This window comes from Streptomyces sp. NPDC055287 (assembly GCF_053646035.1).
In genome coordinates this window covers 193801-208909 of record NZ_JBSHNE010000006.1, presented here as the reverse complement: position 1 = coordinate 208909, position 15109 = coordinate 193801, and the positions used below count along the sequence as shown (strand labels likewise).

Annotated in this window: 15 protein-coding genes; 10 read left to right on the top strand and 5 right to left on the bottom strand. The window is 69.9% G+C overall.

Annotation, left to right across the window (positions count from 1 at the left end; translation table 11 throughout):
• Positions 1-52: 52 nt before the first annotated feature.
• Positions 53-1345, bottom strand: a complete 1293-nt coding sequence (locus tag ACWIHY_RS12730) for an SGNH/GDSL hydrolase family protein (RefSeq protein WP_454375654.1) — start codon at positions 1343-1345, stop codon at positions 53-55.
• A 215-nt stretch (positions 1346-1560) separates the two neighbouring features.
• Between ACWIHY_RS12730 and ACWIHY_RS12725 the strand changes: the two genes are divergently transcribed.
• The 3 genes from ACWIHY_RS12725 to ACWIHY_RS12715 all read left to right on the top strand — a co-directional run bounded on the left by ACWIHY_RS12725 (position 1561) and on the right by ACWIHY_RS12715 (position 6230).
• A complete protein-coding gene (locus ACWIHY_RS12725; protein WP_454375653.1) occupies positions 1561-2868 on the top strand; it encodes a DUF445 domain-containing protein in 1308 nt (435 codons plus the stop codon).
• Positions 2869-4015: 1147 nt separating this feature from the next.
• A complete protein-coding gene (locus ACWIHY_RS12720) occupies positions 4016-4933 on the top strand; it encodes a S1 family peptidase (RefSeq protein ID WP_454375652.1) in 918 nt (305 codons plus the stop codon).
• A 307-nt stretch (positions 4934-5240) separates the two neighbouring features.
• Entirely contained in the window at positions 5241-6230 is a 990-nt protein-coding gene (locus ACWIHY_RS12715; protein ID WP_454375651.1) for a hypothetical protein, read from the top strand.
• 103 nt (positions 6231-6333) lie between these two features.
• Here the strand turns inward: ACWIHY_RS12715 and ACWIHY_RS12710 are convergent, their stop codons facing one another.
• On the bottom strand, positions 6334-6534 hold the full coding sequence (locus tag ACWIHY_RS12710) for a DUF397 domain-containing protein (protein ID WP_454375650.1): 201 nt from the start codon (positions 6532-6534) through the stop codon (positions 6334-6336).
• A complete protein-coding gene (locus ACWIHY_RS12705; protein ID WP_454375649.1) occupies positions 6534-7379 on the bottom strand; it encodes a helix-turn-helix domain-containing protein in 846 nt (281 codons plus the stop codon). Before ACWIHY_RS12705 ends, ACWIHY_RS12710 begins: the two co-directional genes overlap by 1 nt.
• Positions 7380-7586: 207 nt before the next feature.
• On the opposite strand from ACWIHY_RS12705, the gene ACWIHY_RS12700 reads away from it, so the two are divergent.
• Positions 7587-8243 (top strand): ATP-binding protein, encoded by a 657-nt coding sequence (locus tag ACWIHY_RS12700; RefSeq protein ID WP_454375648.1) that lies wholly within the window; start codon positions 7587-7589, stop codon positions 8241-8243.
• Positions 8244-8340: 97 nt separating this feature from the next.
• The gene (locus ACWIHY_RS12695) at positions 8341-9087 is read left to right on the top strand and encodes a hypothetical protein (RefSeq protein WP_454375647.1); all 747 of its coding nucleotides are present in this window, start codon (positions 8341-8343) and stop codon (positions 9085-9087) included.
• A 430-nt stretch (positions 9088-9517) separates the two neighbouring features.
• On the opposite strand, the gene ACWIHY_RS12690 is transcribed toward ACWIHY_RS12695, so the two are convergent.
• On the bottom strand, positions 9518-10534 hold the full coding sequence (locus tag ACWIHY_RS12690) for an SEC-C metal-binding domain-containing protein (RefSeq protein ID WP_454375646.1): 1017 nt from the start codon (positions 10532-10534) through the stop codon (positions 9518-9520).
• 114 nt (positions 10535-10648) lie between these two features.
• Here ACWIHY_RS12690 and ACWIHY_RS12685 point away from each other — a divergent pair, with 114 nt between their 5' ends.
• From ACWIHY_RS12685 to ACWIHY_RS12675, 3 genes are all read left to right on the top strand, one after another.
• A complete protein-coding gene (locus tag ACWIHY_RS12685) occupies positions 10649-11500 on the top strand; it encodes a class E sortase (RefSeq protein WP_454375645.1) in 852 nt (283 codons plus the stop codon).
• Positions 11501-11623: 123 nt separating this feature from the next.
• A complete protein-coding gene (locus ACWIHY_RS12680) occupies positions 11624-12235 on the top strand; it encodes a hypothetical protein (RefSeq protein WP_454375644.1) in 612 nt (203 codons plus the stop codon).
• Positions 12236-12474: 239 nt separating this feature from the next.
• Positions 12475-12789, top strand: a complete 315-nt coding sequence (locus tag ACWIHY_RS12675) for a DUF6412 domain-containing protein (RefSeq protein ID WP_454375643.1) — start codon at positions 12475-12477, stop codon at positions 12787-12789.
• An 18-nt stretch (positions 12790-12807) separates the two neighbouring features.
• On the opposite strand, the gene ACWIHY_RS12670 is transcribed toward ACWIHY_RS12675, so the two are convergent.
• Complete coding sequence (locus ACWIHY_RS12670) at positions 12808-12975, bottom strand: hypothetical protein (protein WP_454375642.1); 168 nt, start codon at positions 12973-12975, stop codon at positions 12808-12810.
• Positions 12976-13024: 49 nt separating this feature from the next.
• On the opposite strand from ACWIHY_RS12670, the gene ACWIHY_RS12665 reads away from it, so the two are divergent.
• Entirely contained in the window at positions 13025-13816 is a 792-nt protein-coding gene (locus ACWIHY_RS12665; RefSeq protein ID WP_454375641.1) for a YidC/Oxa1 family membrane protein insertase, read from the top strand.
• Positions 13817-13949: 133 nt separating this feature from the next.
• Complete coding sequence (locus ACWIHY_RS12660) at positions 13950-14813, top strand: fumarylacetoacetate hydrolase family protein (protein ID WP_454375640.1); 864 nt, start codon at positions 13950-13952, stop codon at positions 14811-14813.
• Positions 14814-15109 lie beyond the last annotated feature (296 nt).

Here is a 15109-nt window from a genome sequence, read left to right as displayed (position 1 = left end):
TTGCCACGGCCTTCGACACCGCCCCGCTCGCGCTACCGCCGAGCCGCCGTGCTCACACGCCGGCCGCGTCCGTGCTCCTGTTGAGGCCGGCGATGTCGAACGCCATGCCCATGCGCCGGTAGCCCTCGTCGCTCGGGTGCAGGTGGTCGCCCGAGTCGTACGCCGGGAGGAGCCGGTCCGGGGCGTACGGGTCGCGCAGCGCCTCGTCGAAGTCCACGACCGCGTCGAAGATGCCGCGCGTACGGATCGCCTCGTTGACGCTGTCCCGCACCGCTTCGAGCCGCGGCGTGTGCGCCCGCGTCCCCTCGAACGGCATCACCGTCGCGCCGATGACCCGCACGCCGCGCGCTCGCGCCTGGCGGGCGAGTTGCTCGAGGCCCGCCGTGATGCGGGCCGCGTCGAGCTCGTGCGGCGGCCGCAGGATGTCGTTGATGCCGAGGACGACGACGACCGCCTTCGCGCCGGAGCGTGAGAGTACGTCACGGTCGAAGCGGGCGAGGCCGCTCGGTCCCGTGCCGTCGCTGAGCAGCCGGTTGCCGCTGATGCCCGCGTTGAGGACGCCGTAGCGCCCGTCGAGGCGGTCGGCGAGGACGTCCGTCCAGCGGCGGTTCGCGCCGGCCGTGGACGTGACGCCGTCGGTGATGGAGTCACCGATGACGACGACGGCGCCTTCGGCCTTGCCGCTCAGTACGTCGACGGCGGTGAGGTAGCGCCAGTACGGCGTCTGCCCGGTGTAGGCGGCGCCGAGCGGGTCCTCCGTACGGTCGCCCTCGGCGACGTACGACGTCTGGCGGGCCCGGGGGTGGTGCGTCACCGGCCCGCTGGGTGTGGGGGAGTAGGTGGTGACCAGCAGGTCCGCGTCGTACGGAACCTTCAGCAGGGCCGGGTCGCTGACGACCTGTCCGCCGGGCGGGATCACGACCGAGGGGGAGCCGCCGAAGAGCAGGTGGCGCATGGAGCCGTTCGCGGCGGTCGGGGCGCCGGGGGTGGCGGCGACGGCGATCGAGGCGTGCGTGATGCGCAGCGGCTGAAGGCCGAAGAGGTTGGAGAGGGTGATGCGGGCGCTGCTGCCGCCGATGCTGGTGTGCACGACGTTACGGATCGAACGTCCCGGGAACCCATGCTCCGTACCGGGCTCGGCCATGGCGGGCGCGGTGGACCAGGTGCCGATCCAGGATGCGGAGGTGGCGGGGGCCGCGGAACGGAGCGGCGTGCGGGGACGGGTCTGCGTGTCGTCGTCAGGGCCGTGACCGCCGAGCGTCGCTCCGGCGAATATGGCCCCCGAAATGAGGACCACCACCGCGGCGAGCGCGGCGAGCAGGGCATAACCGTTGCGCTTGGTCATGCTCGGTGTATCTCCTCGGGCGCGGGGAGCCCGAGGCTCCGTTCGAACTCACTCCATGATGCGCCATTGCACCGCCCTGGTAGACGCCGGGAACTCGCAGCGCGTTCCACGAGTAGGTCAGGTAGGGAAAATCAGGTACGAGACGGTGCGTGCGAGGCAGACGGTGAAGCGAACGGGTGGAGCGGATGGATCGTATGAAAACCGGAACTGACGGCATGTCTGGCAAGGAGGTTCCCGGGTCCTCGGCCGCCCCGCTTCCGCCCTTCGCGTACAGCGCGGCCGACGAGGAGAAGCGCCAGGGCGTACGCCGCATGAAGGCGACGGCCACCGGGCTGCTGCTCCTGGTCGCTGTGATTTATGTCCTGGCGACGTGGGCGGATCGGTCGGGTGTCGGCGGCTGGCCGGCGTACGTCGCGGCCGCGGCGGAGGCGGGCATGGTGGGCGCGCTGGCGGACTGGTTCGCCGTAACGGCTCTCTTCAAGCGCCCGATGGGCCTGCCCATCCCGCACACCGCGATCATCCCGACGAAGAAGGACCAGCTGGGTACCACGCTCGGGTCCTTCGTCGGTGAGAACTTCCTCTCCGAGGGCGTCGTACGCACCCGCCTGCGCGCCATCGGCATCGGCGCCCGCGTCGGCGCCTGGCTGGCGGAGCCGGACCACGCCGACCGGGTGACGGAGGAACTGTCCACGGCGCTGCGCGGCGCGCTGACCGTCCTGCGCGACTCCGACGTCCAGGCGGTCGTCGGGGAGGCGATCACGCGGCGGGCGGACGCCGCGGAGATCGCGCCGGGCATCGGGAAGGCGCTGGAGAGCGTCGTCGCGGACGGCGCGCACGACCGGGCGGTCGACCTGATCTGCACCCGCGCGTATGCCTGGCTGGTCCTGCACGCGGACTCGGTGATGGAGGCGATCGAGGGCGGGGCGCCGGGCTGGACGCCGCGCTTCGTGGACCGGAAGGTCGGCGACCGCGTCTACAAGGAGCTGCTGCGGTTCATCTCCGAGATGCGCGACGAGCCGGACCACCCGGCGCGCGGCGCGATCGACCGCTTCCTGACGGACTTCGCGTCGGACCTCCAGTCGGACGCGGACACGCGGGCCAAGGTGGAGCGGCTGAAGTCGGAGATTCTGGGGCGGGGCGAGGTCCAGGACGTGATCGCCTCGGCCTGGGCGTCCGTACGCACCATGATCATCTCGGCGGCGGAGGACGAGCAGAGCGAACTGCGCCTGCGGGTACGGGCCTCGCTGCTCTCCCTGGGCGGGCGGCTGGCGACGGACGGGCGGCTGCAGGGGAAGCTGGACGGGTGGCTGGAGGACGCGGCGGTGTACGTGGTCACGACGTACCGCGGCGAGATCACTTCGCTGATCAGCGAGACGGTGGCCGGCTGGGACGCGGAGCACACGTCGAAGAAGATCGAGGCACACATCGGCCGGGACCTGCAGTTCATCAGGATCAACGGCACGGTGGTGGGGGCGTTGGCGGGGCTGCTGATCTACACGGTGTCGCACGCCGTGGGTGGCTGACGGGCGATTGGCGGGAGAGGTGCTGATCGCGGGGCGGGAGAGGCGCCGGGCGCGTGGCGCGAGAGGTGCTGGGCGCTGGGCGGGAGAGATGCTGGGCGCGTGCCCGCCTGTCGTCGGTCACGCGCCCAGCCCATGGGGGAGTTGGTGAGTAGTACGTGGGGGAAGCGCGGCGCGTTCAACGGCGTTGAGGTCGGCACTCGGGCACGGACAGCCGGGCGCGTGTGTGCGTGGGCACGAGCATCGGGCACGCGCCCTCGGACAGGGCTCGACGCCGGGGTGGCGGCGGGGTGATCGCGGAGTCCTGTGTCATGTCCCCAACCATGCCCTCCGGGCGGGGTGGTTGGAATCGGGGATGACCAGGAGGCCGCCCCTGAGGTCACCCGGAAGGCCGCGGCGCGGGGAATCAGGGGCCGAGACGCCCGGCTTCCGGCGGCGGGGGCAGCGCCACTGGCCAGAACCGGACAGGCGCGCTCGGCGTACGAACAGTAGGGATCGGCGCATAACGCTGCGCGGCGAGGTGTGACGGTGCGTGGCGCGGTCGGTGGAACGGTGCGTGGCCGAGGTGTGCGGCGGGCGCGGGATGAGGCGGAGGTTGCCCAAGGGCGGCCCGGGGCCGGTGGGGCGGATGTGCAATAGCCACGGCTTCCGGTGGCGCCGGGGCCGGGGGTGCGGACGGCAGAGCCGGGGAAGCGTGGGGACCTGCCGTACCGCGCCCGCGCAGGGGCGTCCGGTCCTCGGCGGCCGGTGAGCAGCGGAGGCGGCGTACCGCGCACCGGCCGTCGGACGCCGGGGCCGCCGGACGGGGCGCCGACGCTTCCTGACCCGCAAGTCAGTTGACGGCCGGTCAGCAAATGGTCTCGGTACTTCGCTGTCGGGCGGGCGGAGGCCGCGTCCGGCCGGTAGCGCCGCGTCGGCCCGCGCCAGCCGCGCAGGCCGACGCGGGGGCTTGCCCCGGTGGGGAACAGGCCCGCAGGTGGGCGCGCGTAGAGCGGCTGAAAGGCGCCCTTGTTGAAGTCTCAACCGGACCCCAGGATTCCTACCACGCCGCTTGTCAGGCCCATGACCGCTACGGATGGTCATCCTGCTTCGGCGTACTGACGGGCCTGCCCACCCAGCGGGCCCCTGGGATCCCCCACCGGAGGATGTAGTGAACTTCCAGCGCCTTTCCCCCCTCGGCGGCATCTCGAGACGTGCACGGCTGATCGCCGTCGCATCGACTCTGCTGACCGTCTCCGCGCTCGCCACCCCCATCGCCTCGGCCGAATCGGGCGACGGCGCGCGGCCCACCACCGCCCAGCTCGCCAAGACGGGCGACGCGGTGCTCGGCGCGGACGTGTCCGGTACCGCGTGGTACACGGACAAGGCGTCGGGCAAGCTCGTCGTCACGGCGGACGACACCGTCTCGGCCGCCGAGATAGTCAAGATCAAGAAGGCGGCCGGCGCACAGGCCGACGCCCTGGAGATCAAGCGGACGCCCGGCACGTTCAACAAGCTCATCGCGGGCGGCCAGGCCATCTACAGTGGCGGCGGCCGCTGCTCGCTCGGCTTCAACGTCCGCAGCGGAACGACGTACTACGCCCTCACGGCCGGCCACTGCACCGAGGGCGCCGGCACCTGGTACACCAACTCCGCCAACACGGCGGTGCTCGGCTCCACCGCCGGCTCCAGCTTCCCGACCAACGACTACGGCATCATCCGCCACTCCAGCGCCTCGGCCGCGGACGGCCGGGTCTACCTCTACAACGGCAGCTACCGCGACATCACCGGCGCGGGCAACGCCTCCGTCGGCCAGGCGGTCCAGCGCAGCGGCAGCACCACCGGTCTGCGCAGCGGCACCGTCACCGGCCTCAACGCGACGGTCAACTATGGCGGCGGCGACATCGTCTACGGCCTCATCCAGACGAACGTCTGCGCCGAGCCCGGCGACAGCGGCGGCTCCATGTTCGCGGGCAGTACGGCACTGGGTCTGACCTCGGGCGGCAGCGGCAACTGCTCGTCCGGCGGCACGACGTTCTTCCAGCCGGTGACTGAGGCACTCAGCGCCTATGGGGTGAGCGTCTTCTAACCCGCACGCACCGAAAGCCGGCGGCCGCCGCGGACGGCCGTCGGCTCTTCGCTGTGTGTGGGCACGGCCGGCGACGTACGCGGCGGGGCTGGTGGTGGCGGCGCCACCCGGGGACCCCACCCAGCAGACGGCGCGACGGGCACCGCACTCCCACGCGCGGTGCGACGTGGTGCGACGCGGTGTGCGGTGTCGGCCACGCGGGCGATCTCTCGGCCCGCGCTGGACCGGCAGACCAGAAATGACGCCCCGTCATGTTCTCCTGGGCGCCCGTCCCCCTCGCACTCTGCGCACAGCCCGGAGGAGCCCCATGCCCCGCTTCCCACGCCTGGTCGGCATCGCCACGGCCGCCGTCGCCCTCGCGGCGCTCGCGGCAGCTCCCACCAGCGCCGAAGAGCCGACGCTGACGGACCCGCGCGTCGTCGAGCACTTCGACTTCGCGGCAGGCCAGACGCCGGAGAGCATCGCGCTCGAACCCGACGGTTCCGCCAACGTGACGTTCGCCCTCGCGCGGCAGGTCGCCCGGCTCTCCCCGCACCACGAGCCGCGGATCATCGCGCAGCTCCCCGCCGTGGCGAACCCGAACACCCCCATCACGGAGGTCGCGGTCGCGACGGGCATCGCGCGGGCACACGACGGCACGCTGTACGTCAACTACGCGACCGGGACCAAGCTCACCGGCATCTGGCGCATCCGCCCCCACCACCCCAAGCCCGAGCAGATCGCGTGCCTGCCGACGAACGGCTTCCCCAACGGCCTCGCGCTCGACGAGCACCGAGGTGTGCTGTACGCCGCCGACTCGACCCGCGCCACCGTATGGCGCGTCCCGGCGAAGGTCGCCCCGGGCAGCGGCTGCGTCAAGCCGAAGGCGTGGGCCACCGGCAGCAAGCTCCAGCGCTCGGCCGCGCCGACCGGAATGGTCGGCGCCAACGGCCTCCAGCTGCGCCACGGCGCCGTGTGGGTGACCAACTTCGACAAGGCGCTGCTGCTGCGCATCCCCGTGAAGCCGAACGGGTCCGCGGGCGCGATCCAGACCAGGGCCACCGGCCTGACCGGAGTCGACGACTTCGCCTTCGTCGGGCGTGACGACACCGTCCTGGCCGCACTGATCACCGACAGCAAGGTGGCACTCGTACGGCCCAATGGCACCCACCGGGTCGTACTCACTGCGAAGGACGGCCTGTCGAACCCCACGTCCGTCGCGGTGCGCGGCGAGACGGTCTACGTGCCCAGCGCCGCCTTCTTCACGATGCAGGACCCGAACCTGCTCCTCGCCACCCTCGACAAGCACCACCGCTAGCCGCCCCCTGCCGAATCGCGGGCTGACCGGGCTGACAGGGCTGACGCCCCTGTTCAGCCCGGTCAGCCCGTTCGGCGTTCCGCCATGGATGAAGCCGCGCGCGTCAGCCCGCGCCGAGACCCCCGCCCCGCACGGCACGGACGAACCCGTCCCAGGCCCTGTCCGGAACGGCTATACGCGCCCCATCAGGCACCTTCGAGTCACGCACAGCGGTACCCCCGCCAAGACGCGCCACTTCGACGCACTCGGTCCCGCTGCCACCGCTGTACGAGGACTTGATCCAGTGGATGCCGTCGTGATCCATCAAAGCTCCTCGGAAGCCTGTCTCAGGAGTGCCGTTGAGGCGTTGATGTCCAACGCCTGGGCCTGCAAGTACTGGAACGCCAACTCATAGCGCCGGAGTTCCTCGGGCTTCTCCATGAAGAGGCCGCCACCGATGATGTCGACGTACACCACATCGAGTTCCGGTGCCTGCCCTCCGAGGATCACGAAGCTCCCGACGGCCGCGGCGTGCGCCCCACTCGCGAACGGCAGTATCTGGATCGTGACGTGAGGGCGCCCGGCCATCTCCAGCATGTGCCGGAGCTGTTCACGCATGACCGCACGGCCGCCGACCATGCGGCGCAAGACCGCCTCGTCGACCACGGCCCAGATGTGCGGTGGATCCTCCCGAGTCAGAAGCTCCTGGCGTTTCATGCGAATGTCGACCATGTGCGCGATCTCCTGCTCGGTGCAGCGCATCTCGGAAGCGCGATGCACGGCCTCGGCGTACGCGCGGGTCTGGAGCAGGCCCGGGACGTACATGCAGGCGTAGTGGTCCTCGCGGACGACCTCGTCCTCGAGCGTCAGCATGAGGTTCATCGACTCGGGGATCGGATCGGCAAGCGACCGCCACCACCCTCGGATCTTCGCCTCCTTGGCCAACTCGACGAGGGTCTGGCGCTCCTTCTCCGAGGCGCAGTACTCGCGGCAAAGAGCTTCCACGGCCGGCCACTTCACCGACCCGCCTTTTGTCTCGTATCGGCTCAATGTGGCTTTGGAGATGCCGACGAGTGCTCCGGCTTCCTCGAGTGAGAGTCCCTTGCGCTCGCGGAGTCGGCGCAAGTCCGCGCCGAGCTGGCGCCTGCGGGTGGTCGGTCCAACTGGCACGGTCGTGGCCCTTCGTCTCGATCTCCCTGAGCGTGCACGGCGTCCAGCGGTACAGGCAAGACAGCGCACGCCAGGGGCGCGCGTGGACAGTGCGTGCTCCCTGACTTCAGGAATGAGAGTTCCATATTGAGAGTTTCACTGTCACGCTGTGTGCGGGGCCAACTGCGCCACGCATTCGCCACACTCGTGAAAGTGAGGGCTGTCGTCATGCCTGAATGTCAGTGCGAGGTTACGAGGAAAGCGTGGGAGCTGCCCTTCCTGGCGGAGGCCGAAGAAGTCGCAGGGCTGCGACGGGTGATGGCCCTGCATCTGAGGCTCTGGGGGCTGTCCGAACTGACCGATGTCGCGCAGCTCTGCGTGACCGAACTGGTCACCAACGTCCTCAGTCACGTAGGCCCGGGGACGCCCACGACGCTCGCCGTCTCCATGGCAGGCACGCGCCTCCGCATCGAAATCCGGGACCCGGACGCGCGCGCACTGCCCACGCTCCTCGCGGCGACGGACGGCGACGAGTCGGGCAGAGGCATGGCGATCATCGACGCGCTCACGGACCGCTGGGGCATCATCCTGCGAGCCGACTCGAAGGTGACGTGGTGCGAACTGCCGACGACCCTGCCCACACCAACTGGTCACACGGGCGGCCGCCGTGTGACCAGAGCCGAGATGTTCCTGGCGCTCTACTGCGGCGCAACGCACCCCACTCTCGACCCCACGGGCCCACTGGGCGCCGCAGTGGCGGAGGAGACGGCGATCGACCTGATCGCCGACCTGCTCCACTGGCTACGCGCCCACGGCTTCGACCCGGACGAGACCCTTGACCGCGCCCAGACCCACTTCGAGGAAGAATTTAGGGCAGCCAATTGATAGGCTGGCGCTCACGCCATCCGCTGTCTCGTTAATCCCGACTCGTGGCGTAAGAATCACCTTTCGGCCAGATGGCAAACGCGGCGACCTCATCAGCGTGGCAAAGGCTGATGAGGTCATGGCGGGGTCGGGACGGCAACAACAATGCGATGTCCGGCCGCGGAGCTATGTAGCGTCGATAGTCGAAAAGCTGCCCAATGGCCATGCGGATCGCCTCGCGAGTAACGGTTCCCTTCGCCTCGATCAGTATGTTGTCGGTGGCGTCGTAGAGATCCGTGAAAAGGGGCTTCAGCTCTCCGGCAGGAACAATCTTTTTGCGCCCGACCGTGTGGCCCTGCGACCGCAAGTACCTGCGGTAAGCGGTGACAAGCTTTGCCTCCCGTCGATCAGCGAGGCGCGTTCTGCCGCTGGGGTTTACAGCCATCTGTTCTACATTGTGCTGCTCAACTTCGACGTCTTCGACAACCGTGGTGGTGGCTGGGGTGAAGGGCAGCTCGATCTCAGTTGGGGCCGAATTGACCGGGCGCAATCTGAACATGATGACGCTGCGAATCTCTCCCTCGGTGTCCGGAGCGTCTGTGGTGTACCAGGGGCGCTCCGAGGCGAGGGCGAATTGACCAAGGTGCTCCACTACTCCGCGAGCTGTGGATCGGAAGAGATGGAGCGAACGTTGGTCCTCAGTGTGATTGAGGATGGCCAGGTTGCCACGAATCATCTCCTGGTCGCCGTACTGGCCTTGGCCGCAGTAGTGGTAACAGCCATCGGCACCCCAACCGTCGAAGTAGCCGTGCTGGTGTCCTCGCGAGGGGTCGGTGAAGAGCAGTACATGAGGGGTCGTACCTGACGGGCTGATGCCCCCCTGCCAACTCCCGCCGTAGCGAGTGTGGATCTCTCGCCGCTTGATTACTGTGCCAACTGCTATGTCCAAAGCGGGCCTCCGAGTGCCTTCTCTGCGGTGGGGTCACGGTATCTGTTCGATCGCCTGCCCGCCCGCGTCCAGCTAGGCGCAAGTCTGCGCGCTTTAACGCAAGTTCAGGCGTTCGTGTCCACAACGAGGGACTCGGAGCGGCTCCTTTCGATGGCGCGGAAGCTGATCGGAGGACGGCCGGCCTCGTTCGGTAGAGGCAGGGAGGATCAGGATGACGACGGGGACGCCTGGAAACGCCGAGCATGCGGATGACCCACACGGCGGAGGTGCCGAGCGGGTTGTGGTGATTCCGAGCTGCAGCGTCGGGCGCGCGAAGCGCGGGAGCTGATCCGTAGGGCGTGGAAGGTCAGGTCAGGCCAGGGGTGCCGTGGCAGTCGCGGTACGGGGTGTTCGAGCCGCACCAGCAGGGGGCGTTGCGGGCCGGGGGCCAGGTTGTTGCTCGGCCTCGGGCTGCCAGGGTGGTGGCGTACTGGGGGAGGAGCGACGCGTCTGCGGGGGACGCCGATTCCGATGCGGCGAACGCCTCGTACGACGGGACCGTGCCTCTCACGATGCCCAGGTTCCGGGTGCCCGTCGAAGCCAGGTCCCGCAGTGACGACTCGATTGCGGTGAGGTGCGCCGCGTGGGTCGGGTAGTCCGTCGTGAGGACGGGGTACGCCGCCAGGAGTTCGCGCAGCTCGTTCTCCGTCCAGTGCAGCATCGCCACCGGGAACGGGCGGGACAGCGCCGTGCGGTACGTGCCCAGCTCCGCGCGCAGGCGGGCGATCTCGGCCTTCAGCTCCGCCGGATTGTCCGAGCCCAGCGACCACAGCCGCTTCGGGTCGTGCAGTTCGTCCAGGGCGATCGGGCCGGCGTTCACGGTGTCCGCCACCGCGTCCCACTCGTCGTGCGGCAGGTTGAGCATGCGGCGTACGCGGTGGCGGCCGGTCAGGAGCGAGTGCGACGTGTACGGGATCTCCTCCGACGGGTCGATGAGGAGGTTCAGCGCGGTCGAGAACGCGTCGTGCGACGCGTGCAGTTCGTCGTGGGACTCCAGTGCCTCCGCGATGATCTCCCATGGCGCCGCCTCCCGCGGGGCCGCGGCGCGGATGCCGTCGATGATCGCGCGGGCCTCCGCCTCGTGGCCGTACTCCCACAGGTTGGCCGCCTTGAGGGCCTTCACGAGCGGTGGGTTGTCCGGGGCGTTCGCCAGGAGGTGGTCGTACAGCGTCGCCGCACGGGCGCGATCGCCGGACAGCTCCAGGTGGGCCGCGGCCTGGAGGTACAGCGGCTCCTTGTCCTCGGGATACTGCGCCGCGGTACGCAGCAGGCGCTCGGCTTCGGCGGTGTGATCGGCGTGATCGGCAGGCGTGTCGGGGCGCATGGTCCACACCGTACTGCTGTACGGGGTGTAGGTGAGAGAGCCCGGAGAGGCACAGGGCGGACCTGATGTGCGCCACTCTGGAGAGTTGCCGGGGTACGGCCTATCGTGCCCGCCGTGCGGGAGCGGGAGCGGCGGCGCGAGCAGAAGCGGATTCCGGTGGTGGTGCAGGGCGCCTCCCGGGGGCGTGCGGTGGCCGCGCGCGGGTTGTGGGTGGGTGCGGAGGCCGCCGTGACGTTCGGTGTCGTCGTGCTGCTCCTCGTCGTACATCAGCTGTGGTGGACCAACCGGCAGGCCCGCGACGGCGCCGAGCGGAAGGTGCAGGCGCTGGAGAGGGAGTGGGGCGGGGGACAGGCGGAGGGAAGGGCGGAGGGAGGAGGGGAGGGGGAGGAGGAGGGGGTGGGCGAGGTGCCGTCCGAGGTGCCCCGGGAGGTGCCTGAGGCCGGTGGGGCCGGTGAGGGAACCGCCGAGCCGCCTCCGCCGGGCGCCGCCGCCAGTGAGCCGTCGCCTCCCCGCTGGGATCAGGCGTACGCCATCCTCCGCATCCCGCGCCTCGGCGTCACCGTGCCCGTCGCGCAGGGCGTCAGCAAGGGCGGCGTACTCGACAAGGGGTACGTCGGGCACTATCCGCGGACCGCGCAGCCCGGCCGCGCCGGGAATTTCGCGCTCGCGGGGCATCGCAATACGCACGGGGAGCCGTTCCGCTACATCAACCGGCTGCGGGCGGGGGACGAGGTGAAGGTCGAGACGCGGGAAGCCGTCTTCACGTACGTCGTCGACAAGGGGCTCGCGCAGACCTCCGCGCGCGACAGCGGAGTGATCGCGAAGGTGCCGAGAAGCAATGTCCGTACCGAAGTCGGGTATCGGGAGCCCGGGTACTACCTGACGCTGACCACGTGCACGCCCGAGTTCACGTCCACATACCGGCTGGTGGTGTGGGCGAAGCTGGCGGCGATGCGGCCCCGGTAGCGCCCTCTCGCGGCTCCCGCTGAGGCCTGTGGGGCTTGCGTGGCCTGTGGGGAACGTACCTGGTGGGAGTACGATGATCGGACGTTCTGGGTAGGGCCGGGCTCGTGCCGGGCAATGGTCGCATTGCCCTCCTTCGGCACGAGAGTTGAGGAGATCGCGCGCGTGCATGTCCGCCGGCCGCCCTCATGGGCCTGGGTCGCCGCACTGACTGTGGCGGCGCTCGCGATTGTCATCGTTCTGGGAGTGCAGGCCGGCCGATCGAAGCCGCCGGGCGCGGCGCCCTTCGCGTCGCGGCCCACCGCGACCCAGTCGCCGCAGGCGCACCCGTCGACTCCGCCGCGCAAGCCTCCCCGGGCCGAGGTGCCCGCGAATTCCGGCGAGGGGACGCGCATCGTCTACTCGCTCGGGCAGAAGAGGGTCTGGCTGGTCGACGCCGGTAATGCCTCTCGTCGCTCTTTCAGCGTCTGGCCCGGATCCGTGAGCCCGGAAAAGGGCTCTCACCTGGTCTCTTTCCGAAGGCCCGCGGCGACGGGCTCCGACGGGGTGAAGATCGAGAACGTCGTCTACTTCTCCACGAAGTCCGGCGTCTCCATCGCCTTCTCCAACGCCGTGGACGGATCGTCGCCGGAGCCCGCGCAGGGTGTTCAGACCGGCGGGATTCGCGTGCGCGCCGATGACGGTGACGCCATATGGAAATTCGCCGCCGTGGGTGCGGTCGTCCACGTGGTCGACTGAGCACACCGCGTCCCCCTGGGGAACGCGGGGATTGTGGCGCTCGCGGGGAACTTGGTGGTCGCCCTGTGCGTCTGTCATTACGGGCCGCCGGGCGAACGGGCGTGGTGCCTGATGCCGAGGCGTCGGCCGGCTCGGACCCGACGGGGTGACGCAACCGGCAGGGTGCGTTGTCAGTGCCGGGGATTAGCATCTTTCGAGAGTCGTTCGAAGTCTTGGATGAGTGGAACGGGGGGAAGAACATGATCAGTTGCTCGGCGCGGTTGTTGCGCACGGTCGGCCTTGTCCTCTTCCTCCTGACCGAAGTCCTCCTCATCGAGAACGGCAGCTTCTCCGCCGCCGTCGCGCTCGCCGCCACCGCCGCGGCCGGTTCTGCCCTCGCCGTGTGCGCGCTCGTCGCGGCGCGCTCTGTCCCCGCCGTGCCGCGCACGCGGGTGCGTACGGCGATACGGGACCGGGAGATACGCACCGCGTTCCTGCCCCAGCGTGATCCCGATGCGCGGGGGCGGACCAGGCCCCGGGCGCCGGGTGGTCGTCTTCTGACGACCACCGCGTAGGGGCGCGCGCCGCTTTCCTCAGTACGCGTCGCGATGTACGTCGCGCAGCTGCGCGCACGTGCGCGCAGTTCCTGTGCTGACGTGCGGCTGACGCGTGCGGATGTGCTGACGTACGGCGTACAGGCCGTACCTTCTGCTGCCGTGCTGCTGACGTACCGAGGTGCGGGTCCCAGCGTGGGTCGTCATGCCGATTTGTCTCGCTTCCGGCACGACGAGACCCCTCGGAGGGCTCACCATGTCCGTTTTCGCCAACCTGGTCGCACGTCTCGCGGATCTGCTCGAACCGTTCTTCCACGCCTCGGCGGCAGCCGCCGCGATCGTCCTGTTCACCGCATGTGTACGACTCGCCATCCACCCCCTGTCGCGGGCGACGGCCCGGGGCCAGAAGGCCCGCACCAAGCTCGCGCCGCAGATCGCCGAGCTGCGAAGGAAGCACGGCAAGAACCCGGAGCGCCTGCAGAAGGCGATCTTGGAGCTGCACGCCAAGGAGAAGGTCTCGCCGCTGTCGGGCTGCCTGCCCAGCCTGTTCCAGCTGCCGGCGTTCTTCCTCATGTACCACCTCTTCTCGAACCAGCAGATCGGAGGCGAACCGAACGAACTGCTCGGCCACACCCTCTTCGCCAGCCCGCTCGGCGACCGCTGGACCGACGCGCTGGCGCACGGCGGGGTCTTCGGGGCGCAGGGGCTGCTGTACCTCGCGCTGTTCGCGGTCGTCGCGGCGGTGGCCACGTTCAATTACCGGCGTACGAAGCAGCAGATGGCCGCCGCGCCCGGTACCGGCATGGCTGTCGGCCCCGACGGGACGGAGCTGCCGGGGGCCGGGGCCATGGGAGCGATGGCCAAGGTGATGCCGCTGATGTCCTTCGCCACGCTGATCACGGTGGCCGTCGTGCCGCTGGCCGCCGCGCTGTACGTCGTGACCAGCACGACCTGGAGCGCGGCAGAGCGGGTGTGGCTGTACCGGGACATTCCGGCTGGTGGAGGCGCGGTTGCCACTGCCGCGAAGGGGGTCCTCCCACGCCCTTGAGGTCATGGGGGAGGTCCAGTCTGTGAACGGGGTCTTGCGGACTGGAACCGGACCTTGGAGGATCAGCCAATCCTCCGATGGCCGCACCCATCGGCCGGGGCCGAACGCGACTCTCGACCAGAGGAGACTGACCATGAAGCTGCTGCGTGTGGGAACGGTGGGTGCCGAACGTCCGGCACTGCTCGACCAGGACGGGACGCTGCGGGATCTGTCCGGTCTCGTCACCGACATCGACGGCGGCCTGCTCGCCGACGAGGCGACGCTGGGCCGGGTTCGCGCGGCAGCTGCGGGCGGTGAGCTGCCGGTGATCGACGACGCGGCGGGCACGCTGCGGGTCGCGCCGCCGCTCGGGCGCATCGGCAAGATCGTATGTATCGGCCTGAATTATCACGATCACGCGGCCGAGACGGGCGCGGCGATACCCGCCGAGCCGATCATCTTCTTCAAGGCACCGGACACGGTGGTCGGCCCCGACGACACCGTTCTCGTACCGCGCGGCAGCGCGAAGACCGACTGGGAAGTCGAGCTGGCTGTGGTCATCGGCCGTACCGCCCGCTACCTGGAATCGGCCGAGGACGGGCTCGCGCATGTCGCGGGGTACGCGGTCTCGCACGACGTCTCGGAGCGCGAGTTCCAGATCGAGCGCGGCGGCACCTGGGACAAGGGCAAGAACTGCGAGACGTTCAACCCGCTGGGCCCGTGGCTCGTAACGGCGGACGAGGTTCCGGATCCGCAGGCGCTGGGTCTGAAGCTGTGGGTGAACGGCGAACTGAAGCAGGACGGGACCACCGCCGAGCAGATATTCGGGGTGGGGGAAGTGGTGCGGTACGTCAGCCAGTTCATGACGCTGTACCCGGGTGACGTGATCAACACGGGTACGCCGGCGGGCGTGGCCATGGGGCAGGCGGAGCCGAAACCGTATCTGCGGTCGGGTGACGTGGTGGAGCTCGAGGTGGAGGGGCTGGGCCGGCAGCGCCAGGAGCTGAAGGACGCGTAGGCGGTTCGGGTTCGAGTTCTGGGCCGCGTTCGGGTGGGGGGTGCGGGTGCGGCTGCCGGTGCGCGCATGCCGGTGCGGTGCGGGTGCGGGTGCGGGACCGGACGGACCCGGCCCGGGCTCTGCGCCGACCCGGCTCTGCGCTGCTCCCGGCCCGGCTCTGCGCCGACCCGGGCTCTCACGCCGGACGGGCTGAACGATCAAGCCCGTCCGGCGGTTGAGGAGTGTCCTGGGGATGCTCCGCCGGATGCTGACCAGGGCGAGGCGTCGGCCCGCCCGGGCCGGTCCGGGCGCACCCG

Bases quoted from the DNA above. Each gene is read 5' to 3' on its own strand.
- ACWIHY_RS12730 (WP_454375654.1), bottom strand. From the start codon at position 1,345: ATGACCAAGCGCAACGGTTATGCCCTGCTCGCCGCGCTCGCCGCGGTG.
- ACWIHY_RS12725 (WP_454375653.1), top strand. From the start codon at position 1,561: ATGTCTGGCAAGGAGGTTCCCGGGTCCTCGGCCGCCCCGCTTCCGCCC.
- ACWIHY_RS12715 (WP_454375651.1), top strand. From the start codon at position 5,241: ATGCCCCGCTTCCCACGCCTGGTCGGCATCGCCACGGCCGCCGTCGCC.
- ACWIHY_RS12710 (WP_454375650.1), bottom strand. From the start codon at position 6,534: ATGGATCACGACGGCATCCACTGGATCAAGTCCTCGTACAGCGGTGGC.
- ACWIHY_RS12700 (WP_454375648.1), top strand. From the start codon at position 7,587: ATGCCTGAATGTCAGTGCGAGGTTACGAGGAAAGCGTGGGAGCTGCCC.
- ACWIHY_RS12690 (WP_454375646.1), bottom strand. From the start codon at position 10,534: ATGCGCCCCGACACGCCTGCCGATCACGCCGATCACACCGCCGAAGCC.
- ACWIHY_RS12675 (WP_454375643.1), top strand. From the start codon at position 12,475: ATGATCAGTTGCTCGGCGCGGTTGTTGCGCACGGTCGGCCTTGTCCTC.
- ACWIHY_RS12670 (WP_454375642.1), bottom strand. From the start codon at position 12,975: ATGACGACCCACGCTGGGACCCGCACCTCGGTACGTCAGCAGCACGGC.
- ACWIHY_RS12665 (WP_454375641.1), top strand. From the start codon at position 13,025: ATGTCCGTTTTCGCCAACCTGGTCGCACGTCTCGCGGATCTGCTCGAA.
- ACWIHY_RS12660 (WP_454375640.1), top strand. From the start codon at position 13,950: ATGAAGCTGCTGCGTGTGGGAACGGTGGGTGCCGAACGTCCGGCACTG.